Origin of the sequence: Caballeronia sp. DA-9, from assembly GCF_051615025.1 — a bacterium.
Taxonomy (GTDB): Bacteria; Pseudomonadota; Gammaproteobacteria; order Burkholderiales; family Burkholderiaceae; genus Caballeronia; species Caballeronia sordidicola.
On record NZ_CP195133.1, the window covers coordinates 3,122,826 to 3,147,022 of the forward strand.

At 60.6% G+C, this 24,197-nt stretch carries 23 protein-coding genes and 1 pseudogene; 14 read left to right on the plus strand and 10 right to left on the minus strand.

What is annotated here, in order from left to right:
* The first annotated feature begins 17 nt into the window (after positions 1-17).
* From ACRWA7_RS30485 to ACRWA7_RS30530, 10 genes are all read left to right on the plus strand, one after another.
* Entirely contained in the window at positions 18-665 is a 648-nt protein-coding gene (locus ACRWA7_RS30485; protein ID WP_060858329.1) for a hypothetical protein, read from the plus strand.
* Entirely contained in the window at positions 662-1,210 is a 549-nt protein-coding gene (locus ACRWA7_RS30490; protein WP_438394333.1) for a TlpA family protein disulfide reductase, read from the plus strand. Before ACRWA7_RS30485 ends, ACRWA7_RS30490 begins: the two co-directional genes overlap by 4 nt.
* Before the next feature lie 202 nt (positions 1,211-1,412).
* Complete coding sequence (aroQ, locus tag ACRWA7_RS30495; protein ID WP_060858331.1) at positions 1,413-1,865, plus strand: type II 3-dehydroquinate dehydratase; 453 nt, start codon at positions 1,413-1,415, stop codon at positions 1,863-1,865.
* A gap of 155 nt (positions 1,866-2,020) precedes the next feature.
* Complete coding sequence (accB, locus tag ACRWA7_RS30500) at positions 2,021-2,509, plus strand: acetyl-CoA carboxylase biotin carboxyl carrier protein (RefSeq protein WP_060858332.1); 489 nt, start codon at positions 2,021-2,023, stop codon at positions 2,507-2,509.
* A 172-nt stretch (positions 2,510-2,681) separates the two neighbouring features.
* Positions 2,682-4,061, plus strand: a complete 1,380-nt coding sequence (gene accC, locus ACRWA7_RS30505) for an acetyl-CoA carboxylase biotin carboxylase subunit (protein WP_060858333.1) — start codon at positions 2,682-2,684, stop codon at positions 4,059-4,061.
* Between the two features lie 17 nt (positions 4,062-4,078).
* Positions 4,079-4,990, plus strand: coding sequence for a 50S ribosomal protein L11 methyltransferase (gene prmA, locus ACRWA7_RS30510; RefSeq protein WP_438394336.1), 912 nt, complete (start codon positions 4,079-4,081; stop codon positions 4,988-4,990).
* A 45-nt stretch (positions 4,991-5,035) separates the two neighbouring features.
* The gene (locus ACRWA7_RS30515; protein ID WP_438394338.1) at positions 5,036-6,334 is read left to right on the plus strand and encodes a DUF3426 domain-containing protein; all 1,299 of its coding nucleotides are present in this window, start codon (positions 5,036-5,038) and stop codon (positions 6,332-6,334) included.
* Positions 6,335-6,456: 122 nt separating this feature from the next.
* On the plus strand, positions 6,457-6,957 hold the full coding sequence (gene tpx, locus ACRWA7_RS30520) for a thiol peroxidase (RefSeq protein ID WP_060858336.1): 501 nt from the start codon (positions 6,457-6,459) through the stop codon (positions 6,955-6,957).
* 248 nt (positions 6,958-7,205) lie between these two features.
* Positions 7,206-8,141 carry a carbohydrate kinase family protein gene (locus ACRWA7_RS30525; RefSeq protein WP_438394340.1) on the plus strand — a complete coding sequence of 312 codons (936 nt, stop codon included), beginning with the start codon at positions 7,206-7,208 and terminating at the stop codon, positions 8,139-8,141.
* A gap of 147 nt (positions 8,142-8,288) precedes the next feature.
* Entirely contained in the window at positions 8,289-8,765 is a 477-nt protein-coding gene (locus ACRWA7_RS30530) for a glycine zipper 2TM domain-containing protein (RefSeq protein WP_060858338.1), read from the plus strand.
* Positions 8,766-8,977: 212 nt separating this feature from the next.
* On the opposite strand, the gene ACRWA7_RS30535 is transcribed toward ACRWA7_RS30530, so the two are convergent.
* The 3 genes and pseudogenes from ACRWA7_RS30535 to ACRWA7_RS30545 form a co-directional block, all read right to left on the minus strand.
* Complete coding sequence (locus tag ACRWA7_RS30535; RefSeq protein WP_438394342.1) at positions 8,978-9,691, minus strand: histone H1-like repetitive region-containing protein; 714 nt, start codon at positions 9,689-9,691, stop codon at positions 8,978-8,980.
* Positions 9,692-9,721: 30 nt separating this feature from the next.
* A pseudogene (locus ACRWA7_RS30540) lies at positions 9,722-10,035 on the minus strand (hypothetical protein).
* Between the two features lie 178 nt (positions 10,036-10,213).
* Entirely contained in the window at positions 10,214-11,485 is a 1,272-nt protein-coding gene (locus ACRWA7_RS30545) for a ribonucleotide-diphosphate reductase subunit beta (RefSeq protein ID WP_438394344.1), read from the minus strand.
* A gap of 307 nt (positions 11,486-11,792) precedes the next feature.
* Here ACRWA7_RS30545 and ACRWA7_RS30550 point away from each other — a divergent pair, with 307 nt between their 5' ends.
* Positions 11,793-12,116 carry a hypothetical protein gene (locus ACRWA7_RS30550; RefSeq protein WP_438394346.1) on the plus strand — a complete coding sequence of 108 codons (324 nt, stop codon included), beginning with the start codon at positions 11,793-11,795 and terminating at the stop codon, positions 12,114-12,116.
* A gap of 74 nt (positions 12,117-12,190) precedes the next feature.
* On the opposite strand, the gene ACRWA7_RS30555 is transcribed toward ACRWA7_RS30550, so the two are convergent.
* On the minus strand, positions 12,191-12,409 hold the full coding sequence (locus tag ACRWA7_RS30555) for a DUF3820 family protein (protein ID WP_060858398.1): 219 nt from the start codon (positions 12,407-12,409) through the stop codon (positions 12,191-12,193).
* Between the two features lie 135 nt (positions 12,410-12,544).
* Here ACRWA7_RS30555 and ACRWA7_RS30560 point away from each other — a divergent pair, with 135 nt between their 5' ends.
* Positions 12,545-13,942, plus strand: coding sequence for an MFS transporter (locus ACRWA7_RS30560; RefSeq protein WP_060858341.1), 1,398 nt, complete (start codon positions 12,545-12,547; stop codon positions 13,940-13,942).
* 181 nt (positions 13,943-14,123) lie between these two features.
* On the opposite strand, the gene ACRWA7_RS30565 is transcribed toward ACRWA7_RS30560, so the two are convergent.
* The 4 genes from ACRWA7_RS30565 to ACRWA7_RS30580 all read right to left on the minus strand — a co-directional run bounded on the left by ACRWA7_RS30565 (position 14,124) and on the right by ACRWA7_RS30580 (position 19,523).
* Positions 14,124-17,144 carry a ribonucleoside-diphosphate reductase subunit alpha gene (locus ACRWA7_RS30565; RefSeq protein WP_438394350.1) on the minus strand — a complete coding sequence of 1,007 codons (3,021 nt, stop codon included), beginning with the start codon at positions 17,142-17,144 and terminating at the stop codon, positions 14,124-14,126.
* A 544-nt stretch (positions 17,145-17,688) separates the two neighbouring features.
* Positions 17,689-18,273 carry a 1,6-anhydro-N-acetylmuramyl-L-alanine amidase AmpD gene (ampD, locus tag ACRWA7_RS30570; RefSeq protein WP_438394353.1) on the minus strand — a complete coding sequence of 195 codons (585 nt, stop codon included), beginning with the start codon at positions 18,271-18,273 and terminating at the stop codon, positions 17,689-17,691.
* Positions 18,270-18,566 (minus strand): PP0621 family protein, encoded by a 297-nt coding sequence (locus ACRWA7_RS30575; RefSeq protein WP_438394356.1) that lies wholly within the window; start codon positions 18,564-18,566, stop codon positions 18,270-18,272. The genes ampD and ACRWA7_RS30575 overlap by 4 nt, the downstream gene beginning before the upstream one ends.
* A 33-nt stretch (positions 18,567-18,599) precedes the next feature.
* Complete coding sequence (locus ACRWA7_RS30580; protein WP_438394359.1) at positions 18,600-19,523, minus strand: cytochrome C assembly family protein; 924 nt, start codon at positions 19,521-19,523, stop codon at positions 18,600-18,602.
* Between the two features lie 126 nt (positions 19,524-19,649).
* Between ACRWA7_RS30580 and ffh the strand changes: the two genes are divergently transcribed.
* Together ffh and ACRWA7_RS30590 are read left to right on the plus strand one after the other, a co-directional pair.
* Positions 19,650-21,017, plus strand: coding sequence for a signal recognition particle protein (gene ffh, locus ACRWA7_RS30585; RefSeq protein WP_060858346.1), 1,368 nt, complete (start codon positions 19,650-19,652; stop codon positions 21,015-21,017).
* Between the two features lie 141 nt (positions 21,018-21,158).
* The gene (locus tag ACRWA7_RS30590) at positions 21,159-21,710 is read left to right on the plus strand and encodes a hypoxanthine-guanine phosphoribosyltransferase (RefSeq protein WP_060858347.1); all 552 of its coding nucleotides are present in this window, start codon (positions 21,159-21,161) and stop codon (positions 21,708-21,710) included.
* A 100-nt stretch (positions 21,711-21,810) separates the two neighbouring features.
* On the opposite strand, the gene ACRWA7_RS30595 is transcribed toward ACRWA7_RS30590, so the two are convergent.
* Both ACRWA7_RS30595 and ACRWA7_RS30600 read right to left on the minus strand, forming a co-directional pair.
* Complete coding sequence (locus ACRWA7_RS30595; protein ID WP_060858348.1) at positions 21,811-22,422, minus strand: MarC family protein; 612 nt, start codon at positions 22,420-22,422, stop codon at positions 21,811-21,813.
* Positions 22,423-24,171 carry a proline--tRNA ligase gene (locus tag ACRWA7_RS30600; protein WP_438394363.1) on the minus strand — a complete coding sequence of 583 codons (1,749 nt, stop codon included), beginning with the start codon at positions 24,169-24,171 and terminating at the stop codon, positions 22,423-22,425.
* Positions 24,172-24,197: the final 26 nt, after the last annotated feature.

Consider the following 24,197-nt stretch of genomic DNA (forward strand, 5'->3'; position numbering starts at 1 on the left):
TCCGGTATCATCCCAGAATGATTCGCAAACCTCATTTCGACCCACATCGCGTCCGCGAGGAAATCGCCATTGCGGCGGCGAGAATGATCGCAGAAGATGGCCTCGACTATTCCACCGCCAAGCGCAAGGCTGCTCGCCAGGTAATCGGCGAAACGCGCGTCGCGGGCGAATGGCTCCCTGATAACACGCAGATCGAAGAAGAAATCCGTGAATATCAGGCGATCTTTCAAAGCGAAAGCCAGCCCGCCGTCCTGCGCCGCATGCGCGAAGTCGCCCTCGAATGGATGCATCGCCTGAAATCTTTCAATCCATACGTCACCGGCGCGGTACTGAACGGCACTGCAGGCGAACACTCGGACATCCACCTGCAATGTTTCTGCGATAACCCGAAGGAAGTCGCCATCTATCTGCTGAACGCGAACATTCAATACGATGTCTCCGAGACGCGCCACTTCGCCGGCCGCGGTTATGTGGAAACGCTGAGCTTCCTCACCCGCCCGTCCCGCGACGAAGACCCGATGGGCCTGCACATCGCGCTCTACGATACAAACGACCTGCGCGGCGCCGTACGCGCCGACGGCCGCGGCAAACTCGCCCGCGCAAACGCCGCGGCAGTGCAGGCGCTGCTGGACGAACCCCCTTCCACACCCGCCACATCATTATGAAACCCACGCGCATTGTTGCTGCCCTTATTGTCGCCATCGCGGCGACCGGCGGCGGCTTTTATGCAAGCCGCCTGATCATGGGCGGAAGCCCGAGCGAAGCCGCCATGACGGCGCCGGCGAAAGGCAATGCCGTCGACGAACTCTGGAAACAGCAACTGCAAATGGCCGCCGGCACGCAGCAAAGCCTGGCGTCGTTCAAAGGCAAACCCGTGGTGGTGAACTTCTGGGCGTCATGGTGCGGCCCCTGCGTGAAGGAAATGCCCGATCTCGCGGCGCTGCACCGGGAATATGAAAAGAAAGGCATCACGTTTATCGGGCTCGGCGTGGATTCCGAAAAGAATGTGAACGCATTCCTTCAAAAAGTGCCTGTTGATTACCCTATCTATATTGCTGGCTTCGGCGGCGCAGACCTCGCGCGCAGTTTTGGCAACAACGCGGGTGCGCTTCCGTTCACAGTTGTAATCGATGCGAAAGGCGTGATCCGGTCGACCAAACTCGGCGAAGTCGATCCCAAAGAGCTGAAAGCGGCGCTGGACAGCCTGTAAACCCCGCGCTTAATCAGGTACAAATCGAAACGATTCACGGGAAGATAGAGGCAATTCGGCGCACTTTGCCCGAAAATGCATGCAAAATGTCCGCATACTCATGCGCCAGCCCCGAGTCGGGTAGCCGTGCGACGTTGTAAAACTAGACAAAATTCTCTAAAGGGCGCTAAAGTGCGCCCAACTCCGCATAAACCAAACCCCTATGTCCCGACTGCTGGTGCTTCACGGCCCGAATCTAAATCTGCTTGGCACCCGCGAGCCGGATGTCTACGGCCGCGTCACGCTCGCGCAGATCGATCAGGCGCTGGCAGAAAAGGCCAAGGAAGCGGGCGCGGAATTGTCGTCGTTCCAGAGCAATCACGAAGGCGCAATTGTCGACCGCATTCAGCAGGCGCGGACCGAACAAGTCGACTTCGTGCTGATCAATCCGGCTGCCTACACTCACACCAGCGTCGCGATTCGCGATGCGCTCGCAGGCGTGGCGCTGCCGTTCGTCGAGATTCATCTGTCAAACGTCCATAAGCGGGAAGCTTTCCGGCATCACTCTTACTTCTCCGATCTGGCCGAAGCTGTGATTTGCGGCCTCGGATGGAAAGGCTATCTGTATGCGCTCGACTTCGCACTCGAGCGCATCGCCTTGAAGACGCGCGCTTGAGCCGCGACCCGCTAGCAGGATCAGAACCGCCCGCACACGGTGACGAGGAGCCAGCATCTGCAACATCAGATGACGCGCCCGTCAGCGGCACCCAAAAACCAAGTCAAGCACCGGAAAACGCTTCCGGTCACCAAGCATTGAAAGGGGAATTTTCGATGGACCTTCGTAAACTCAAAACGCTGATCGACCTCGTCTCGGAATCCGGTATCTCGGAACTCGAAGTGACCGAGGGCGAAGGCAAGGTTCGCATCGTCAAGAATGCCGCGCCGGTCTACATGCAGGCCCCGCAATACATGCCGCAAGGCCAGATGGGCGGCCAGGCGCCGCAATACAGCCAGCCCGACGCAGGCAACGGCGGCGGCGCTGCAGCAGGCGCGCCGGCCACGCCGGCTCCCGTCGTGCAGCAAGGTCACGTGGTCACTTCGCCCATGGTCGGTTCTTTCTACCGCGCGCCATCGCCGGGCGCCGACGCGTTCGTCCAGGTGGGCGACACGGTCAAGGAAGGGCAGACGCTTTGCATCATTGAAGCCATGAAGCTGCTCAATGAAATCGAATCGGACAAGTCGGGCGTGGTCAGGGAAATCCTGGTCGAGAACGGTCAGGCCGTCGAGTACGGTCAGCCGCTGTTCGTGATCGGCGACTGATTTTCCATGTCTCACCGGAAGCCGCCGCAGATGTCTCGCGCGCCCGGTGAAGCGCAGCGCCCGGGCGCTCGCCACGTCTCTAATACAGACATCAGGCGAGACGCGCCGCCGATCTCCCAGGAGCGCCACGGACGCGAGTCCCGGCGATCCATCGATGAGTCGAAACCTTGCTATGTTTGAAAAAATCCTCATTGCGAACCGTGGCGAAATCGCGCTGCGAATCCAGCGCGCGTGCCGCGAACTCGGCGTCAAGACGGTTATCGTCTATTCGGAAGCCGATAAGGAAGCCAAGTACGTGAAATTGGCCGACGAAGCCGTGTGTATCGGACCGGCTCCGTCCAATCTCAGTTACCTCAACATGCCCGCGCTGATCAGCGCAGCCGAAGTCACCGACGCCGAAGCCATTCATCCCGGCTACGGTTTCCTCTCGGAGAATGCGGATTTCGCGGAGCGCGTGGAACAGTCGGGCTTCACGTTCATTGGACCGCGCCCGGAAACGATCCGCCTGATGGGCGACAAGGTCTCCGCCAAGCAGACCATGATCAAGACCGGCGTGCCGTGCGTGCCGGGTTCGGAAGGCGCATTGCCGGACGATCCGAAGGAAATCGTGAAGATTGCCCGCTCGATCGGTTACCCGGTGATCATTAAGGCGGCGGGCGGCGGCGGCGGGCGCGGCATGCGCGTGGTGCACACGGAAGCGGCGCTGGTGAATGCGGTAAACATGACCCGCGAAGAAGCTGGCCGCGCATTCGGCAACCCGCAGGTCTACATGGAAAAATTCCTGGAGAATCCGCGGCATATCGAAATCCAGATTCTCGCCGATTCGTTCCGTAACGCGATCTGGCTCGGCGAGCGCGATTGTTCCATGCAACGCCGTCATCAGAAGGTGATTGAAGAAGCGCCGGCGCCGGGCATTGCGCGCCGGTTGATCGACCGGATCGGCGATCGCTGCGCCGACGCCTGCAAGAAGATGGGTTATCTTGGCGCGGGCACGTTCGAGTTCCTGTATGAGAACAACGAGTTCTATTTCATCGAAATGAACACGCGCGTGCAGGTCGAGCATCCGGTAACGGAACTGATCACGGGCGTGGATATTGTGCAGGAACAGATTCGCATTGCCGCCGGCGAAAAGCTCGCGTTCCGCCAGAAGGACATTCAGTTTCGCGGCCACGCGATCGAATGCCGGATCAACGCGGAAGATCCGTTCAAGTTCACGCCGTCGCCGGGACGGCTTACGTCGTGGCATGCGCCGGGTGGTCCGGGAATTCGCGTCGACTCGCACGTGTACAACGGCTATTTCGTTCCGCCTAATTATGATTCCATGATCGGCAAGCTGATTTCCTACGGCGCGACGCGCGAGCAGGCGATCAACCGCATGCGCATTGCGTTGTCGGAAATGGTCGTGGAGGGCATCTCGACCAACATCCCGCTGCATCGCGAGATGATGATCGACGCGAAGTTCGTCGAAGGCGGCACGAGCATTCATTACCTCGAAAACAAGCTCGCCGCGCGCAAGGCGGCAGCCGCCGTCGCCGCGGAAGACGCAGCATAAAGTCAAGGCAGCAAGAGATGAGCTACCGGGAATTGATCGCCGAGCTGGACCGGGAACACGCGGAAGCGTTGTCGGATGCGTTGCTGGAACTGGGCGCACTGTCGGTATCGGTGGAAGACGCCGACGCCGATACCCCCGATGAGCAGCCCCTGTTCGGCGAACCCGGCCTCACGCCGGACCAGAAGGCGTGGAAGCGCTCGCGCGTGGTTGCGCTTCTCGGCAACGGCGCCGACGATACCGACCCCGCCGTGCTGCTCGCGGCCGCCGCCAACGAAATCGGCCTCCCGGACATTCCGGCGTTCGCGTTGCGCGATGTGGAGGACCAGGACTGGGTACGTCTCACGCAATCCCAGTTCGACCCGATTCCCATTGGCAAGCGGATCTGGGTCGTGCCGTCGTGGCACGCCGCGCCCGATCCGGACGCGCTCGTACTCGAACTGGATCCCGGTCTGGCGTTCGGCACCGGAAGCCATCCGACCACGCGGCTTTGCATGGAGTGGATCGAGCAATCGGTTTTCGAAAACCAGTCCGTGCTCGACTATGGTTGCGGTTCCGGCATCCTCGCCATTCTTGCGAGGAAATGCGGCGCAAATCCGGTGATCGGTATAGACATTGACCCGCAAGCCGTCGAATCCGCGCGCCAGAACAGCGAGCGCAATCATGCGGAAGTGACCTATGGTCTGCCCGCCGACCTGCCCGAAGGACAGTTCGACATCGTGGTCGCCAACATCTTGTCAAACCCGCTGAAGCTCATGGCTTCCATGCTTTCATCACGCGTGAAACCGGGCGGACGCATTGCGTTGTCGGGCATTCTTGCGCGTCAGGCCGACGAAGTTGCCGCCGTGTATGCGCGCTGGATCGACATCAGCGTGTGGCGTGAACATGAAGGATGGGTATGTCTTGCCGGTACCCGCCGCGAAAGCCTTTAGAATAGCGCCATCGTCCATCTACCGGCCTCTGGCCTTCGGCTAACCATGGCGCTGGCTACACGCTGTCCCCACTGCGATACGGTTTTCCGCCTTGACCCGCATCTGCTCGCGCCGCACGACGGCCGCGTGCGCTGCGGACATTGCCAGGAAATTTTCGATGCCGCGCATTACCAGTTCGACCGCGACGCAATCGCCATGACCGCGCGCGCCGCCGCCACGCCGAACTACGGCGTGGACCCGGCGAGTCCATGGGCGGAAAAATCGAGCGCGGAAGTTGCCGGTGGCAGGAATGAGGCGCTCGGCATTCCGCTGCACCCGTTCATTCCCGATACCGCGCTCGCCCCGCAGGCGGACGCTGAAGCGGGCGTCCATCCGAAGCACGTCGTCCCGCAGGAAGAGCCGTTTGCCGGATTGGCGTCGACGCAAGCGCAAACGTCGTCCCGCGCGCGCGAAGCGAGTGATTTCCCCGGCGACGGCGGCGCCGAATCTCCGTGGCAGGCGGTCAGCCGTCCGCGCGCTCAAGCCGAAGCAAGCGCCGCGTCGCGCAACGACCCATCCATTGGCCGCGTTGACTCCGAATCGCAAAGGCGCGCCGACCCGTTTATCGGTCGCCCGGAAAACGATGCACGGCAAGAGCCGCGTACCGAACCGTTCGTTGGCCGGACAGCGCCGCGCGCGGAACCGGAAAGGCCGGCGCCACGGCACGCCGAGCCTCCATCTGCAGCCTGGGGCACGGACGATCGCCGTGCTGATCCCTTCGCCGATACCGATCCCGAACCGCGTTTCGGCCGTCCGGCGTCGGCCGTCCCTCCTCCCGCTGAACCCTTCCCCGTGATCCGCGAAACACGTCCCGCCGCGCGCTCAGGGATGGTGTGGAAAATCATCGGTTCATTGATCGCGCTCGTGCTGCTGGTCGCGCTCGCCGCGCAAGTCGCGTGGTGGCAGCGCGAAACCGTCATGGTGTATTGGCCGGCATCACAGCCGCTGTTCGCGCAAGCGTGCGAGCAGATTGGCTGCGTGGTTGCGCCGCCGCGTGATATCGATGGATTGCAGATCGAGAATTCAGGTCTGCGCCAGGTGGATGGATCGCACAAACTCGAACTGAAACTGTCGCTGCGCAATCGCTTCGATCTCGCCATCGCATATCCGGCGCTGGAACTCACGCTGCTCGACGACAAGAACAACGTCGCGATCCGCCGCGTGCTCTGGCCGCAGGACTATGCGCGCCCGGGCACCCAGATTGGCATCGGCCTCGCAGCGCGCAGTACGCAACAGGTCATTGTTCGGCTCGATACCGGCGACGCCGTCGCGGCGAATTATCGTGTACAGATCTTTTATCCGTGACGCGGCATCACCCGCGTTCATTTTTCACTCTTAGCTAGTCGTTGTCTCCGTGCGCGCCGCCCGACCGTTCAGGCTGGACGACGCGCTCAATCCCTGAACATCAGACCCATTCTGGAGTAGACATGAGCCAAGTTACCCTCGGCGGCAAGCCGATCGAAGTCGCCGGCACGTTCCCGACCGCCGGCGCAAAAGCAGCCGATTTCACGCTGGTCGGCAAGGATCTCGGCAACCTGACGCTGGCGAGCTTCAGCGGCAAGCGCAAGGTGCTGAACATTGTGCCGAGCCTCGATACCCCCACGTGCGCCACCTCCACGCGCAAATTCAATGTTGCCGCGGCCGGCCTCGACAACACGGTCGTCGTGGTCGTTTCGGGCGACCTGCCGTTTGCGGCGACGCGTTTTTGCACGACGGAAGGCATCGAGAACGTGGTGACGGCGTCAACGTTCCGCGGCCATGATTTCGCCAAGGCATACGGCGTCGATGTAACGAGCGGTCCACTGACCGGCCTGACGGCGCGCGCGGTCGTGGTTATCGATGAAAACGACAAGGTGCTTTATTCCGAGCTCGTGCCGGAAATCAAGAACGAGCCGAATTACGATGCGGCGCTCGCAGCGTTGAAGTAAGCAGTAGAAATTGCAGGACGCCGGCGGAACGTGCGCATCGTTCGCCGGCAATGAATAAATCTGCGGCGTGTCCCGTTTACCGGGCAAGCGCCCAGTGTTCTATTAGTCAGAAGTCCGCAGCACGTGCATTCGTGGCGTCGAACACCGCGCGACGCGACGAATGCGCAGCGCCATTAACCGGGCATGCACGGTGCTCAGGAAATGCCAACCGCGCGTGCTTTTACCCATCATTTTCAGGGATCTTGCCAGTGTCTACGCTCATCTGCGGCTCGCTCGCCTACGACAACATCATGACGTTCCAGGGCCGCTTCGGCGACCACATCCTGCCGGACCAGGTTCATCAGCTCAATATCAGCTTCCTCGTCCCCACGATGCGGCGCAACTTTGGCGGCTGCGCAGGCAACATTGCCTACGCGCTGCAGTTGCTCGGCGGCGACGCAAAGATCATGGCAACGCTCGGTGAAGCCGACGCGCAGCTTTATCTCGATCGTTTCGATGCACTTGGTTTGTCGCGCGAGTACGTACGCGTCCTGCCCGGCCAGCACTCGGCGCAATGCTTCATCACCACCGACCTGGCGAACAACCAGATCACCGCCTTCCATCCGGGCGCGATGATGGATTCGCATTTGAATCACGCCGGAGAAGCCCGGGAAATCACGCTCGGAATCGTCGCACCCGATGGCGCCGACGGCATGCGCCAGCATGTCGAGGAACTGGCGGCCGCGGGCATTCCGTTCGTGTTCGATCCAGGCCAGGGCCTGCCGATTCTTGAAGGTGTAGAGCTTTGTCGCATGATTGAACTTGCCACTTACGTGGCGGTCAACGATTACGAGGCGAAATTGTTGAGCAACAAGACCGGCTGGTCGATCGATGAAATTCTGAGCCGCGTGGACGCACTGATCATCACACGCGGCGAGCACGGCGCGCAGATTTTGCACGCTGGCGGTATCGAAGAAATTCCGGCGGTGAAGGCGCAAAAAATTGTCGATCCAACCGGTTGCGGCGACGCATTCCGCGGCGGTTTGCTCCACGGTATCGAGAACAAGCTGGGCTGGGCGAAGACCGGACGTCTCGCAAGCCTGATGGGTGCGCTCAAGATCGAACATCAAGGACCGCAAACTTACGCGCCCACGCGTGCTGAGATTGCCGAGCGTTTTCAGTCGGCATTTGGGTCGGCGCTCTGAGATCTTGAAGTTCTTGAAGTAATACGGTTTGGCATCACAGGTAACGAAGGCGAAATGAAGCAGGCCGCACGCTGCTTCAGCAATGACACGATGTAGCCGGCTGCCAGCCGCACGCGGCAGCCGGCGGTAAATGAGCAGGAGCAGGAAATGAACATGACAAGTCGAATGGCGCTGGCAGCAGCGCTGATAAGCACCGTCGCCATGACGGGATGCGCTTATAACAGCAGCTCGCCAGACGTGTACACCGCGTCGCAGGCGCAACGTGAAGAAACCGTCCGCATGGGAACAGTCGACAGCGTACGCGGCGTGAAGATCAGCTCGAACAACGGCCAGCCGAGCGGGCTTGGCGCTATCGGCGGCGGTGCACTCGGTGCGGTAGCCGGCAGTGCGCTCGGTGGCGGACGCGGCTCCATCCTGACGGGTATTGTTGGCGGTATCGCGGGTGCCGTGGCGGGCAATGCGGTTGAAAACGGCGTGGCGTCGCAGAACGGCCTGGAGATCACGGTCCGCCTGGATAACGGCGACATGCGCGCGATCACGCAAACGGCAACGGGCGAAGTATTCCGCGCGGGCGAGCGTGTCCGCTTGTTATCCAGTGGTGGCGTGACGCGTGTGACGCACTGAACTCTGGATGTATCGGCACGATGAAACACATCGTGCCGGCGCTGCAAAAGAAAACGCATGGGTCCCATTCAGGTCCATGCGTTTTTTTCGTCCGCTTGCTGCGCTCATAAAAAACCCGCCGCCGATATGAACCGGCAGCGGGTTTGGACCGCGTAGCATTACACGGCCGCGAGACACACTGTGTGTGTCGAGGTACTGCGTTACACCTGCGCTTACGGACGGCTGCCCGTCGGGAACGGCCATGCAGCCGCCGGGTTCAACGCCGTCTTGACCGTTGCAGCCGGAGCCGGCGCTGCGGGGGTCGTTGCCGTCGTTGCCGGTGCTACAGCAGTCGTCTTCTTCGCAGCGGCAGCCTTCTTGGCCGGAGCCTTCTTGGCCGGAGCCTTCTTGGCAACCGGAGCCGGTGCTGCAGCGGGCGCTGCGGCAGAAGCGGGAGCGGCAGCTTTCTTCGCAGGCGCGGCCTTCTTCGCAGCAGGGGCAGCCTTCTTGGCGGGCGCAGCCTTCTTGGCGGCAGCCTTTTTGGCAGGCGCCTTCTTGGCAGCAGCCTTTTTAGCAGGCGCCTTTTTGGCAGCGGCTTTCTTCGCAGGCGCTTTCTTGGCAGGCGCCTTCTTAGCGGCAGCCTTCTTGGCCGGCGCCTTCTTGGCAGCAGCCTTCTTCGCCGGCGCTTTCTTCGCTGCAACCTTCTTCACTGCAACTTTCTTGGCTGCAACTTTCTTCGCAGGCGCCTTCTTGGCGGCAACCTTCTTCGCTGCAACCTTCTTGGCCGCGACCTTCTTCACTGCGACTTTCTTGGCTGCAACTTTCTTCGCGGCTACTTTCTTGGCTGCGGGGGCCTTCTTGGCTGCCGTTGCCTTCTTGGCAGCCGTCTTCTTGACAGCGGGTTTTGCTGCGGCTTTCTTTGCGACGGATTTCTTGGCTAATGCCATCATTTTCTCCTTCAGGTTTCAAGATGAGAGTCAGTTCAAACAACACCCTTCGTCAAAACCCGCTTCCCGCGTGGGCTTCTCACGACGCACGCTGCGAAGCGGATTATTCATCGGCGTACGCTGATGGAGCCTGCTTACGCTAATGAATACGGCAAGGCGGCGGTGCCATCAGGCACCGCGCGCCAAATTAAGTCAGCACCCTGAAGCGGCGCCGGCAATCGCTTGATCGGGCCGTCGGCACTGCCGACGGCATATTTCGGGGGGAAGTTTGCCCGTCCCACTGAAGGGTCCGCAAAACGCCTGTCATCTATATGGGCTGTCAAGCCACAAGGCGCACTTTGCATCAGGCGACCGTTCTCCTAAACCTGTTGGGCCGGTGCGCGCGCAATCGCGTTTCGCGCGCAAGAACACCGGTTTGCTATTCACCCGTCTACTCGGCGCCGTAATCGGCGCCTGGCCTGCATCTCATTCGTCGCGGCAATGCGTCCACTGCCGCAGTCCAGCGATGATTCGCTTTCCCGGTTATTCCCAGGTCAGCGCGCCGCCAGTTTGATACTCGATCACGCGTGTCTCGAAGAAGTTGCGTTCCTTCTTCAAGTCGATCATCTCGCTCATCCACGGGAACGGGTTTTCCTCGTTCGGGAACAGCGTGTCGAGGCCGATCTGCTGGCATCGACGGTTACAGATGAAGCGCAAATAGCTCTTGAACATGGATGCATTCAGACCGAGCACGCCGCGCGGCATCGTGTCTTCTGCGTACCGGTATTCGAGTTCAACGGCCTGCTGGAAAATCGCGCGGATCTCCGCGCGGAATTCCTGCGTCCACAGTTGCGGCTCTTCAAGCTTGATCTGGTTGATCAGGTCGATGCCGAAATTGCAGTGCATCGACTCGTCGCGCAGGATGTATTGATACTGCTCCGCCGCGCCCGTCATCTTGTTCTGGCGACCCAGCGCCAGAATCTGAGTAAAGCCGACGTAGAAGAAGAGCCCTTCCATCACGCAAGCAAACACGATCAACGACTTCAGCAATTTCTGGTCCGCTTCGAGCGTGCCCGTTTTGAATGCCGGATCAGTCAGCGTGTTGATGAACGGAATCAGGAACTCGTCCTTCGCGCGAATCGAGTCCACCTCGTGATACGCGTTGAAGATTTCGCTCTCGTCCAGACCCAGCGATTCGACAATGTACTGATACGCGTGCGTGTGGATGGCTTCCTCGAACGCCTGGCGCAGCAGGAACTGGCGGCACTCGGGCGCGGTGATGTGGCGATACGTGCCGAGCACGATGTTGTTCGCCGCCAGCGAGTCCGCCGTCACAAAGAAACCGAGGTTGCGCTTCACGATGCGGCGTTCGTCGTCGGACAGACCGTTCGGATCTTTCCACAACGCGATGTCGCGCGACATGTTCACTTCCTGCGGCATCCAGTGGTTTGCACAACCCGCCAGATACTTTTCCCACGCCCACTTGTACTTGAACGGCACCAACTGGTTCACGTCGGTCTTGCCGTTGATGATGCGCTTGTCCGCCACATTCACCCGCGCTTCGCTCGCAGCCGCGATGTCGCCGGCGCTCGGTGCTGCGGGAGCAACGAAGTCGCTCGCAAAAATATTCTGTGCCGCTGACGTTTGATGGGCAGTTTGAAGAACGCCATGACCGGCAGCATGTGCAGCACCCGGAGCCGCCGCACGCGATGCCTGACTGACGCCGGCAACCTGACCTGCCGGGTTGCGCAACGTGTTGTGTTGCGAACCGTTCGAGGGAGTTACGGCCGTGGTCTCGTCATCCCAGTTGAGCATAAATTCTCACCATCAATTTAGATCGGTTTGTACCATCTTTCCATGAGCGATAAAAGAGCTTGCTCATAAAAATCCTGTTTTCATGTTGACGCTGCTACTTGCATACAACACTTTGCATTGAGCTCAATGCCTGAAGCTTAGTGCGATGTCTTGCTGAGCACGTTCAAAGCAGTGCGCTTGCTCTGCAGTTTCGTGCGCTTCAGAGCGTTGCTTCAAAGCGTGAGCACGTCATTGCAAATCATCTTGCGTGTGTCTTTGAAGCGTGACGTCCAGTGACTTTCATTGCGGTGGACTTCGGTCGCCTTAGATGAAATCCTGGGTCGTCTGCGTGCTGAAGCGTGTGAATCAACTACCGGTTCCTGCGATGCGCGATGCATTCAGATCAGTTAAGTCGATCCTCGCAATGCACGCAAGCCAAGCTTTGAAACTGATCGTGTGCGGCGTGTTTCCGGATCATTCGAGCGCGGCTTCAGCGCCTTCGATCTCCGCCTGTTTTGCTGTGGAAACACGGCGCGGTTTGTGTCATGCCGCGCCGTGTTTCCATGATGAAAGTGTAGCATCCGATGCCTTCGTCGCAAAGGGTAAAAACACAAAATCTTGGGTGTCAGCCAGTCTTACCGACTACCTATAGTACAAGCGAGACCGATACGCAAGCGGGCATTTGCACCGCTGATTCATGCCGCAAACCCCTCGCCTGCATCACGCTCACTCCCGTTTGTCACGCAGCGGCACAAGCAGTTCGCGCAGGTTGTTATGGTCGATTTCGTGCATCAGCGCGAGCAGCCGGCCAAGCTGGCCTGCAGGAAAACCCTCACGCGAAAACCACGCAAGATAGTGACCCGGCAAGTCGGCAAGCAAGCGGTCCTTGTACTTTCCGTAAGGCATCTTTTGCGTGACGAGACGCTGCAAATCTTCGGGGTCCATCGCCTTGCTCCTTGTGTTTTCACCGCGCTTGGCGGGATCGAGCACCGCAGTTCGCAATGCCGCCGCCATCATATCGATGCATAATCGCACTTCCCGTCCAGGCTTCCCACCGCGAAGAGACCCCTTCCGTTCTCCATGTCGCTAGCCATCAAAGCTTTCGTTGCCCCTCTCATTGTCGCGTGTGCGATGTTCATGGAAAGCGTCGATGCCAACGTCATCGTCACCGCGATCCCCGAAATGGCCAGAGCCTTCGGCCGCGATCCTGTAACGCTAAAGATCGCCGTCACGAGTTACGTGCTCGGGCTCGGCGTGTTCATTCCAATCTGCGGCTGGGTCGCCGACCGCTTCGGCGCACGCACCATCTTCCGTCTCGCCATCGGCATCTTCGTTGCCGGCTCCATCTTGTGCGCTGCGTCCACTTCGCTGATTCCCTTCACGCTCGCGCGCTTCGTGCAAGGCGTCGGCGGCGCAATGATGGTGCCGGTCGGGCGGATCATCATCTTCCGCTCGGTGCGCCGCTCCGAATTCATCCGCGCGATGAACTACCTGTCGGTCCCCGCGATGTTCGGACCCGCCGTCGGTCCGCTGCTCGGCGGTTTCATCACCACATATCTGCACTGGCGCCTGATTTTCTTCATCAACATCCCGATCGGCATTGCCGGGATTTACCTGACCAACAAATACATCGCGAATGTGCGCGAGGCGCATCCGGGTCCGCTTGACTGGCTGGGCTTCTTTTTATCGGCGATGGGCGGCACGCTTTTCCTGCTCGGGCTTTCGTTGATTGGCGGCGAACTGGTCACGGATCGCGTCGCGGCGGGCATGGCGCTGGGCGGCGTATTTTTCCTCGTGTTGTATTTCCTGCACTCGCGGCGCATCAAGCTGCCGCTGCTCGATCTCAGCTTCCTGCGTGTTCCCACCTTCCAGGCAAGCGTGGCTGGCGGCTCGCTGTTTCGCATCGGCCTTGGCGCAGTGCCGTTCCTGCTGCCGCTCGCGATGCAGGAAGGACTCGGCATGAGCGCGTTCAAATCCGGCGCGATCACGTGCGCGTCGGCGGTCGGCGGCATGTTCATGCGCTCGCTCGCCTCGCGCGTGCTGCACCGCTTCGGCTTCCGGCAGACGCTGATGGTGAACGCGGCGCTGTCGGGCATTGCGATCGCCGCGTGCGGCATGTTTTATCCCGGCACGCCGACGTGGCTCATCTGGGCGGTCGTGCTGCTTGGCGGATTTTTCCCCGCGCTGCAATTCACGAGCCTCAATTCGCTGACCTATGCCGAGATCGAAAGCCGCGATGTTGGCCGCGCGACGAGTCTCGGCAGTTTTATCCAGCAGGTTTCGCTGGGACTGGGCGTGACGGTTGGCGGGATCGCGCTGCAGATTTCACACGATCTACAGGGCCATCCGCAAATGGTCTGGTCGGATTTCTGGCCAGCGTTTTTGGTCGTCGGGATGTTTTCGTTTCTTTCGATTCCCATTACCGCACGGCTTTCGCGCGATGCCGGGCATGAGATATCGAGAGGCACGCGGGGGTAAGCGGCGCTGCTTTGCGTTTCAAACACCGCAGCGATCGTCGCGCTAAATAAATACAGATGCAAAAAGACAAAAGGAAAAGGCCGGTATCGAATCCGGCCGCCCTTCCTGCTTAAGAAGAACAACCGCTTCGTACCGGCCTTTGGCTGGCGGCGGGTAACTTACGCCCGCCGCTGGGCTCCTCTTACTGGCAAGCCTCACATTCGTCGAACCCGGCATCGCCAGGGCGCATCATGCAAACCGGGCCGTCGGCTTCCTGTTCAGCCGCTGCCACCGCCGGCGCCGCGACCGCCGCTGCATTGAAACCACCCGTCGACGATCCGTGCGAACCCTGCGTGCCGAAGCCGCTGCCGTTCGCGCCGGAATTACCACCGGCACCGCCGGCGCCGTTGTCCGAGTTGCCGGAAGGCACCGAGTTCAACTGACCGTGAGCGACCGTCGACTTCTCGACGTGCGTGGCAGCCATTGTGCGGAGGTAGTACGTGGTCTTCAGGCCGCGCAGCCACGCAAGCTTGTACACCTCGTCCAGCTTCTTGCCCGACGCGCCCGCCATGTAAATGTTCAGCGACTGCGCCTGATCGATCCACTTCTGGCGGCGCGACGCCGCTTCCACCACCCAGGTCGCGTCCAGTTCGAACGCAGTGGCGTAGATCGCCCGCAGATCAGCCGGAACACGGTCGATGCGCGAAAGCGTGCCGTCGAAGTACTTCAGGTCGGAGACCATGACTTCGTCCCACAGCCCGCGTTCCTTCAGATCGCGCACCAGGTACTCGTTCACGACCGTGAATTCACCCGACAGGTTCGACTTCACGTACAGGTTCTGGAACGTCGGTTCAATACAGGCCGACACGCCGATGATGTTCGAGATCGTCGCCGTGGGCGCGATTGCCACGCAATTCGAGTTGCGCATGCCGTACGTTGCAATCCGCGAACGCAGCTCGGTCCAGTCCATGGACGCGCTCTCGTCCACTTCCACGTAGCCGCCGCGCTCGGCCGCCAGCAGCTTCAGCGAATCTTGCGGAAGGATGCCGCGATCCCACAACGAGCCGCGATAGCTCGAGTAACGACCGCGTTCTTCGGCCAGTTCCGTCGATGCGTAGTATGCGTAGTAGCAGACCGCTTCCATGGAGGTATCGGCGAATTCGACCGCTTCTTTCGACGCATACGGCGTGCGCAGCAAGTGCAGGCAGTCCTGGAAGCCCATGATGCCCATGCCGACCGGACGATGCTTCAGGTTCGAATTGCGTGCCTTGGCGACGGCGTAGTAATTGATGTCCACGACGTTGTCGAGCATGCGCATGGCCACGCTGACGGTGCGCTTCAGCTTTTCGTGATCGAGCGCCAGCGTGCCGTCGGCCTGCTTCTTCATGTGCGCGACGAGGTTCACCGAGCCGAGGTTGCACACGGCGATTTCCGTGTCGCTGGTATTCAGCGTGATTTCCGTGCACAGGTTCGACGAATGCACCACGCCAATATGCTGCTGCGGCGAACGGATGTTGCAAGGATCCTTGAACGTGATCCACGGATGACCCGTCTCGAACAGCATGCCGAGCATCTTGCGCCACAGTTGGGCGGCCGGAACCTTCTTGAACAGCTTCAGTTCGCCGCGCGCCGCTTTTTCTTCATACGCCACGTAGGCTTTTTCGAACGCCGCGCCGAACAGGTCGTGCAAGTCCGGCGTGTTGGCCGGCGAGAACAGCGTCCAGTCGCCGCCTTCGTGAACGCGCTTCATGAACAGGTCGGGAATCCAGTTCGCCGTGTTCATGTCGTGCGTGCGGCGACGGTCATCGCCCGTGTTCTTGCGCAGTTCCAGGAATTCTTCGATATCCAGATGCCACGTTTCCAGGTACGCGCACACCGCGCCCTTGCGCTTGCCGCCCTGGTTCACGGCGACCGCCGTGTCGTTCACCACTTTGAGGAACGGCACCACGCCTTGCGACTTGCCGTTCGTGCCCTTGATATGCGAACCGAGCGCACGCACGCGCGTCCAGTCGTTGCCCAGGCCGCCCGCGAACTTCGAGAGCAGCGCGTTTTCCTTCAGTGCTTCGTAGATACCGTCGAGGTCGTCGGCAACAGTCGTCAGATAGCACGATGACAATTGCGAACGGCGCGTGCCGGAGTTGAACAGCGTCGGCGTGGACGACATGAAGTCGAAGCTCGACAACACGTTGTAGAACTCGATAGCGCGCGCCTCGCGGTCGATCTCATTCAGCGCGAGGCCCATCGCCACGCGCATGAAAAACGCCTGCGGCAGTTCGATGCGCTTGTTTTCGTTGTGCAGGAAGTAGCGGTCATACAGCGTCTGCAGGCCCAGATAGCCGAATTGCAGGTCGCGGTTGGCGTCGAGTGCGGCGCCCAGGCGCTTCAGGTCGTACTGCTGGAGCTTTTCGTCGAGCAATTCCGCTTCCACGCCTTGCTTGATGAACAGCGGAAAGTATTCGGCGTAGCGCGTGGCCATCTCGCCTTGCGAGACATCTTCTTCCAGGATTTCGCGGCGGATGGTGTGCAGCAGGATGCGCGCGGTGACCTGGCTGTACGCCGGGTCCTTTTCGATCATGGTGCGCGCGGCGAGAATGGCCGAGTCGTAGACTTGCGCCATCGGCACGCCGTCGTACAGGTTTTTCACTGTTTCTGCGACGATCGGGTCCGCATTCACTTCGCTGCCAAGGTTCACGCATGCTTCGTTGATGCGCGCCTTCAATGCGTCGAGGTCCAGCGGATGCGACACGCCGTTGTCGATCACGTTGATGCCGAGCGCGTTCGCACGCGTTTCCGGTGCGTGAGCGCGTTCCTGCGCACGCTTTTCGCGATACAGCACGTAGGCGCGCGCCACGTTGTGCTCGCCGCCGCGCATCAGCGCGAGTTCGACCTGATCCTGGATATCTTCAATATGGAACGTACCGCCGTTCGGGCGGCTGCGCACCAATGCACGGACCACGCTCTGCGTCAGTTGTTCGACAAGCTCGCGCACCCGCGCCGAGCCTGCGCCCTGACCGCCGTTCACGGCAAGGAACGCCTTCGTCACGGCGATGGAAATCTTCGACGGCTCGAACGACACCACGGTCCCGTTACGGCGAATGACCTTGTAGTCGGCCAGCGTGGCGTCCGGCGCGAGCGAACTCGCGCCCGGCTGCTGAGCCTGTGCGCCGGTGGGCCGCTGGTAAGCGCCTTCGTGGGAAATCGTGGCGTTGTCGGTGGTTTGCATGTGCAAATCTCCTGGTGTTCGATGGTGCGGAACGTCCGCGGATTGAAATGCGTGCCGCACGCGCTTGGCGAGTTTCCTGTTGCCGGATACCGCTCTTGCCGACCGCGCACGACGATGAAATTTGAAAATGGTCAGCCGGGAAATTGCCGCTGCGATCCGTTCGATCACGATGGCAACTTCACTCGCTACGCCTATCTGCCCCGAGTGTTTCAACCCGACTCGCCGGCGGATTTCACGCGGCGAATCAGTCGCTTATGCGGCGTTTTGTTCTATGGCCGGACAAGCGTACGGCGCCGGCTCTATGAGCGGGGCGCCGCCTTGACAACACAACATATAGTGCGATTTCCGTCTCTGAGCACCAAGTATAGTGACATTCCGCACAGTCTCAAAAACTTTTATTTGCTGAGGATTTCACTAACCGGGGTTGACTTTTCGAATGCCAAAGTCGGACAAGGGATCGCGAGCAGAAGAGAGGCGAACGCGTTGCAGCGCAAAATTGGAGGACGTGAATGTCAAGCGTTGAATGGCCGCGGACGTGCGCGGCCTACGCTTTGGCGAGATAGGGAAAATACTGAAGCGGAAGTTCACAACCGTTTTGCAGGCGCAACCATTCGAAGTGCGGACCGGGATCGGTCTTGCGGTCCGGCGCGATATCCGAATGGCCGGCCAATGCATCGATCGGATAACGCTGCATGGTCGCGCGAACCACCTCGTTGAGCGACGCATACTGCGCCGCCTCGAACGCGCTCGAGTCGCTGCCTTCCAGTTCGATGCCCACTGAAAAATCATTGCATCGTTCACGGCCGAAAAAGCTCGACAGGCCGGCGTGCCACGCGCGCTCGTTGCACGACACGTATTGCTCGACCGCGCCATCGCGTCGAATCACGAAATGCGACGACACGCGCATGCCGCGCAACCGATCGTAATAGGGGTGCGCATCGTGATCGAGACGATTCTGGAAGAACTCGGTGATCGCGCCGCCGCCGAATTCGTCGGGCGGCAGGCTGATGTTGTGAATGACAATCAACGTCGGTTCGATACCACCGGGCCGTGCTTCAAAGTTCGGCGACGGCAAACGAAGCGCCGACGAATACCACCCATCGCCGCCGATGGAACCCGCTTCGCTCATCGTGCGTCGCGGCCAGTCGGGCGAGCGGCGTGGCGTTGAGCGTGATCGACGGAACAAAAGCGATGGCCCGCCGCGACGATCGCTTCACTGCTCGGCGTATGCACGCCACACTCGGCGCAACGCACGAGCGGATCGGGAAGTTGCGGCGCGCCCGAAGCCGCAGGACCGCGGGACGTGCGGGCGGTGCCCGCGCCGGCGTGAGCATTGCCTGCGGCGGCCTGGGCGCGCTTGAGCTTCTTGAAAAGCCACTGGCTCGCAAAGAATACAAAAATCAGCAGAAGGAGTTGGCGCATGATCTTACTAATAGTAGAGGCGAAGTAGACGCGTCAGACGACCGCGCGATGCAGCAGCACTTCGAACACAAAGCGGCTGCCCACATAGGCCAGCAGCAACGCCAGAAACGAAGCGAGCACCCAGCGCAACGCCGCACGGCCGCGCCAGCCGGACACCCGGCGCGCGGTCAGCAAAGCGCCAAACATCAGCCATGAAAGAATGGCGAACACCGTCTTGTGGTCAAGCTTGAACGCTTTGTCGACGAGTTGTTCATTGAACGCTACGCCCGAGATCAGCGTGAGCGTCAACAGCACGAACCCCGCCGAAATCAGCCGGAACAATAATTTTTCGAGCGTGAGCAGCGGCGGCAATGTATCGAGCCAGCTCGACACCCAGCTATTCGACGTATGCCGCGTCGCCGTGCCGCGCATGTTCTGCAAACGCCTTTCGACCATCAACATGAGAATGGCGTGAAGCGCCGCAATGGCAAACAACCCGTACGCAATGTTGGCGATCAGGAAGTGCAGCTTGAACATGGGCGCGGCCGAATAGGACAACACGCGCACGCCGCCGAAGATCAGCGGCATCACCGACGCCACGCACGCAAGCGGCAGCACGAGCAGCCGCAATCCGTCGAGCGGGAAGAAAAAACTTTCGATCCAGTAAATGCCCGCACCGAGCCAGAACATGGCGGAAAGCGCGAACGCAAACCCGAACACCATGGCGTTCTGCGGAAAGATGGTGGTGTGCAGCAAGATGCCGTGCAGGAGCAGCGCAACGCCGAGCAGCACGCGCCCCATGGAACTCATGCCCGACGCCTTCGATGCCCGCCCGCTTTCCATGCCTGCGGCAAGATGGGCGCCCGCGGGCACGCCCACAAGCGCCGGTTCGACGGCCGTGTGGCGATGCGCGCGCCAACCCGCTACGGCAAGTCCGCCGTAGAGAAGCGCAGTGAGGGCATACAGTACAATATCCATGTTTGAAGTTTACACCAGGCCCTGAAGCCGCGACGTCTTCCCCCTCCTGCCAGTAAGTCGCAGCAAGGGCAGTCAGGACGCCGCTACCGTTTACCTATATTCACCGGCCGCACTTTCACACGCCCCATGCTCGACACACTCACTACACGGATGGCGCGCGTCGTCAAGACGCTGCGCGGCGAAGCCCGGCTCACCGAGGCTAACACGCAGGAAATGCTGCGCGAAGTGCGCCTGGCGCTGCTCGAGGCCGACGTCGCGCTGCCGGTCGTGCGCGAATTCATCGCCAAGGTGAAGGAAAAGGCGCTTGGCGAAGAGGTGATTTCCAGCCTGTCGCCAGGCCAGGCGCTGGTCGGCGTGGTGCAGCGCGAACTGACGGCGATCATCGGCGGGGATTACGAGGGCAAGGCGGTCGAGCTGAATCTCGCCGTCACGCCACCCGCAATCATACTCATGGCCGGCCTGCAAGGTGCGGGAAAGACCACGACCACTGGCAAGCTCGCCAAGCTGCTGCGCGAAAAGCACAAGAAAAAAGTGCTGACCGTATCTGTCGACGTGTATAGGCCGGCTGCGATCGCGCAGTTGAAAACGGTGACGGAACAGGTCGGCGCGGATTTTTTTCCGTCGGAGCCTGACCAGAAGCCGGCTGACATCGCGCGGGCGGCGGTGGACTGGGCGAAACGCCATTTCCACGATGTGCTGATCGTCGATACGGCCGGCCGGCTCGGTATCGACGAAGCGATGATGAAGGAAATCGCCGAGCTTCACGGCCTTCTGAAGCCGTCGGAAACGCTCTTCGTAGTCGACGCCATGCTGGGGCAGGACGCCGTGAACACGGCCAAGGCGTTCAGCGACGCCCTGCCGCTCACCGGCGTGGTCCTCACCAAGCTCGACGGCGACTCGCGCGGCGGCGCGGCGCTTTCAGTGCGCCACGTGACCGGCAAGCCGATCAAGTTCGTGGGCGTGGCCGAAAAGCTGGACGGCCTGGAAGTGTTCCACCCGGATCGCATGGCGAACCGGATTCTCGGCATGGGCGACATTCTGGCGCTCGTCGAGGAAGCGCAAAAAGGCGTAGACAGTGCAGCCGCGCAAAAACTCGCCGACAAGGTCAAGAAAGGCGGCGATTTCGACCTGAACGACTTCCGCGCGCAACTCGCGCAGATGAAGAACATGGGCGGACTGTCGTCGCTTATGGACAAGCTGCCAGCCCAGTTCCAGCAGGCCGCGGCGGGCGCGAACATGGGTATCGCGGAAAAGCAGATGCGCCGCATGGAAGGGATCATCAATTCCATGACGCTCGCGGAGCGCGCCAAGCCCGATCTCATCAAGGCGCAGCGCAAGCGCCGCATTGCCGCGGGCGCCGGCGTGCAGGTGCAGGAAGTCAATCGCATGCTGAATCAATACGAGCAAATGCGCGGCATGATGAAAAAGCTCAAGGGCGGCAATCTGCAGAAAATGATGCGCGGCATGAAAGGCATGATGCCCGGCATGCGCTGAGTTTTTGTCCTTTTTTGTGCCCCTGGCAGCTTTGATTCGACTGGCCCGGGTTTCATCGAGGAACGCGGGTTTATCATGTCGTGGCGCGCACGTTGGCGCCCGTCTCTTCTACTTTAGCTTTACGCCCTCGCCGCCTGCCCTATGAATCGCGAAGAAGCATTCCATATTTTCAGCCACTCCGAAGAGATCGTTTCGGCGCAAGACGTGACTGCGTCCATCGTCAACATGGCGACCGCCATTGGCGCGAGCGTCGGCGAGGAGTTCCCGCTCGTGCTGTCCGTCATGGGCGGCGCGGCGGTGTTCACCGGCATGTTGCTGCCGCACCTCGATTTCCCGCTCGAGTTCGACTACATCCATTTGACCCGCTATCGCAACACGACCAAGGGCGGCGACAAGATGGAATGGCGCGTGGCGCCGGCGGAGTCGGTGAAGGATCGCGTGGTGCTCGTGCTCGACGATATTTTGGATGAAGGCGAAACCATGGCCGCCATCCGCGATCGGATCATGGCAATGGGCGCGAAGAAATTCCTCTCGGCGGTGCTTTGCGAGAAGCTCATCAGTAAAGCGAAGCCGCTGCGTCCGGACTTTTGCGGCTTCGAAGTACCGGACCGCTATGTATTCGGCTGCGGCATGGACGCTAAGGGATATTGGCGCAACCTGCCGACTATCCGGGCGCTGACTGAAGGCGCTTGATCCGTCGAATCGCTGTAGCAGCGAAATATGAAAGAAGGCCGTTTCAACTCATGTTGAAACGGCCTTCTGTTTTATGGACACCACTGTTGCACGTGGAGCGTCAGTTGCTCGCCGCCAGTTGATGCACGAAGGTGCGAATCCCGGTCAGGATCATTTCCACCGATATTGCAACCAGCACCAGCCCCATCAGCCGCTCGAACGCAGTCACCGCGCGCTCGCCCAGCCAATGCTGGATCTTCTCGGCCATCACCAGCACGACTGCGCAGACGAGCATGGTCACGGTCAGCGCGCCGACCCATTCCCACATCTGCCCTGGCGCCTGCGATGTCAGCAGCATCACCGTTGCCAGCGCAGACGGACCGGCGAGCGCGGGAATGGCAAGCGGCACGATCAGCGGTTCGCCGCCGCGCGAATCGCCGCCCATGGGGCCATCGGGATGCGGAAAGATCATCCGCAGCGCAATCAGGAACAACACAATTCCGCCGCCCAGTCTCAACGACAAATCCGTCAGGCTCATCGCGCGAAGAAAGCGGTCGCCAACAAGCATGAACAGCAGCAGGATCCCGAACGCGATCGCTACTTCGCGCAAAATCACGATCCGCCGGCGCTCCTTCGCCACACCCCGCAACGCGTTGATGAAGATCGGGATATTGCCGAGCGGATCGGTGATCAGGATCAGCAATACCGTCGCCGAGAGGAAGTTGTACTGCACTTACCGCGTCACTCCGCTCGCGAGCGCGGCGCGCACCTTTTCGATCACCACGTTGGCGGCGTCTTCCACCGGCAGCAGGGTCGCTTCGGTGTCGCGTCGCGCCTGATATTCGAGCTTGCCTTCCTTGAGCCCGCGATCGCCGATCACCAGCCGATGCGGCACGCCGATCAGCTCCCAATCCGCGAACATCACGCCCGGACGCTCGCCGCGATCGTCCAGAATCACGTCGATACCCGCAGCCTGCAGCGCCGCGTAAAGCGTGTCGGCCTGCTCGCGCACGGCGTCACTGCGGTCATAACCCATCGGGCACAGCACGACTTCGAACGGTGCAATCGATTCCGGCCAGATGATGCCCTTCGCATCGAAATTCTGTTCAATCGCAGCGCCCAAAACCCGCGTGATACCGATGCCGTAGCAACCCATCAGCATGGGCGCGGGCTTGCCGTTTTCATCGAGGAACGTGGCGTTCATGGCGTCCGAATACTTCGTGCCAAGCTGGAACACGTGGCCCACTTCAATGCCGCGGCAAATTTCGAGCGGACCTTTGCCGTCCGGCGACGGGTCGCCTGCCAGCACGTTGCGGATGTCCGCCACGATCGGTTCCGGCAGATCGCGGCCCCAGTTCACGCCGGTGATGTGATAGTCCACCTCGTTCGCGCCGACCACGAAATCGCTCATGTTCGCGACCGTGCTGTCCGCGATCACCTTGATCGGCTTTTTCGTGTTGATCGGGCCAAGATAGCCGGGCGGCGTGCCGAAGGTATCGACAATCTCGGCTTCCGTTGCGAATCGATAACCCGACAAACCCGGCAACTTGCCCGTCTTGACGTCGTTGAGCGAATGATCGCCGCGCAGCATCAGCAACCAGATGGTCGGCTCGGCGCCTTCGTTTTCGGTCGCGAGAATGATCGACTTGATGGTCCGTTGCAGCGGAATGTTCAGCAGCTCGGCCACGGCTTCGCACTTCGCCTTGCCCGGCGTTGCCGTCTTTTTCATCTCTTCGGCCGGGGCTGCGCGCGTGGCGTTCAGCGGCAAAGCCTCGGCGGCTTCGACGTTCGCCGCGTAATCCGATGCCGGACAATACGCGATTGCATCTTCACCCGTTTCCGCGATCACGTGGAACTCATGCGAACCACTCCCGCCAATAGAACCGTTATCCGCGGCAACCGCACGGAATTCCAGGCCGATGCGCGAAAACACGCGCACGTAGGCATCGAACATCTTCTTGTACGATTCGGCCAGACCCGCCTGATCGCGGTCGAATGAATACGCGTCCTTCATGATGAATTCGCGTCCGCGCATCACGCCGAAACGCGGGCGGATTTCATCGCGGAACTTCGTCTGGACCTGATAGAAGTTCACCGGCAACTGCCTGTAGCTCTTGATCTCGCGACGCGCAATGTCCGTCACCACTTCCTCGTGCGTGGGACCCACCACGAAGTCGCGCTCGTGACGATCCTTGATGCGCAGCAATTCCGGCCCGTATTGCACCCAGCGGCCCGATTCCTGCCAGAGTTCGGCGGGTTGTACCGCCGGCATCAGCAACTCTAAGGCGCCGGCCCGGTTCATTTCTTCGCGCACGATGGTTTCCACCTTGCGGATGGAACGCAGGCCGATTGGCAGATAGCTGTAAATACCGCCCGCAACGCGGCGAATCATGCCTGCACGCACCATGAGCTGATGGCTGACGATTTCAGCGTCGGTCGGCGCTTCCTTCAGGGTGGCGATAAAGAAACGGGATGCTTTCATTCAAAAATTTTCCAAAGCGGGAGCGC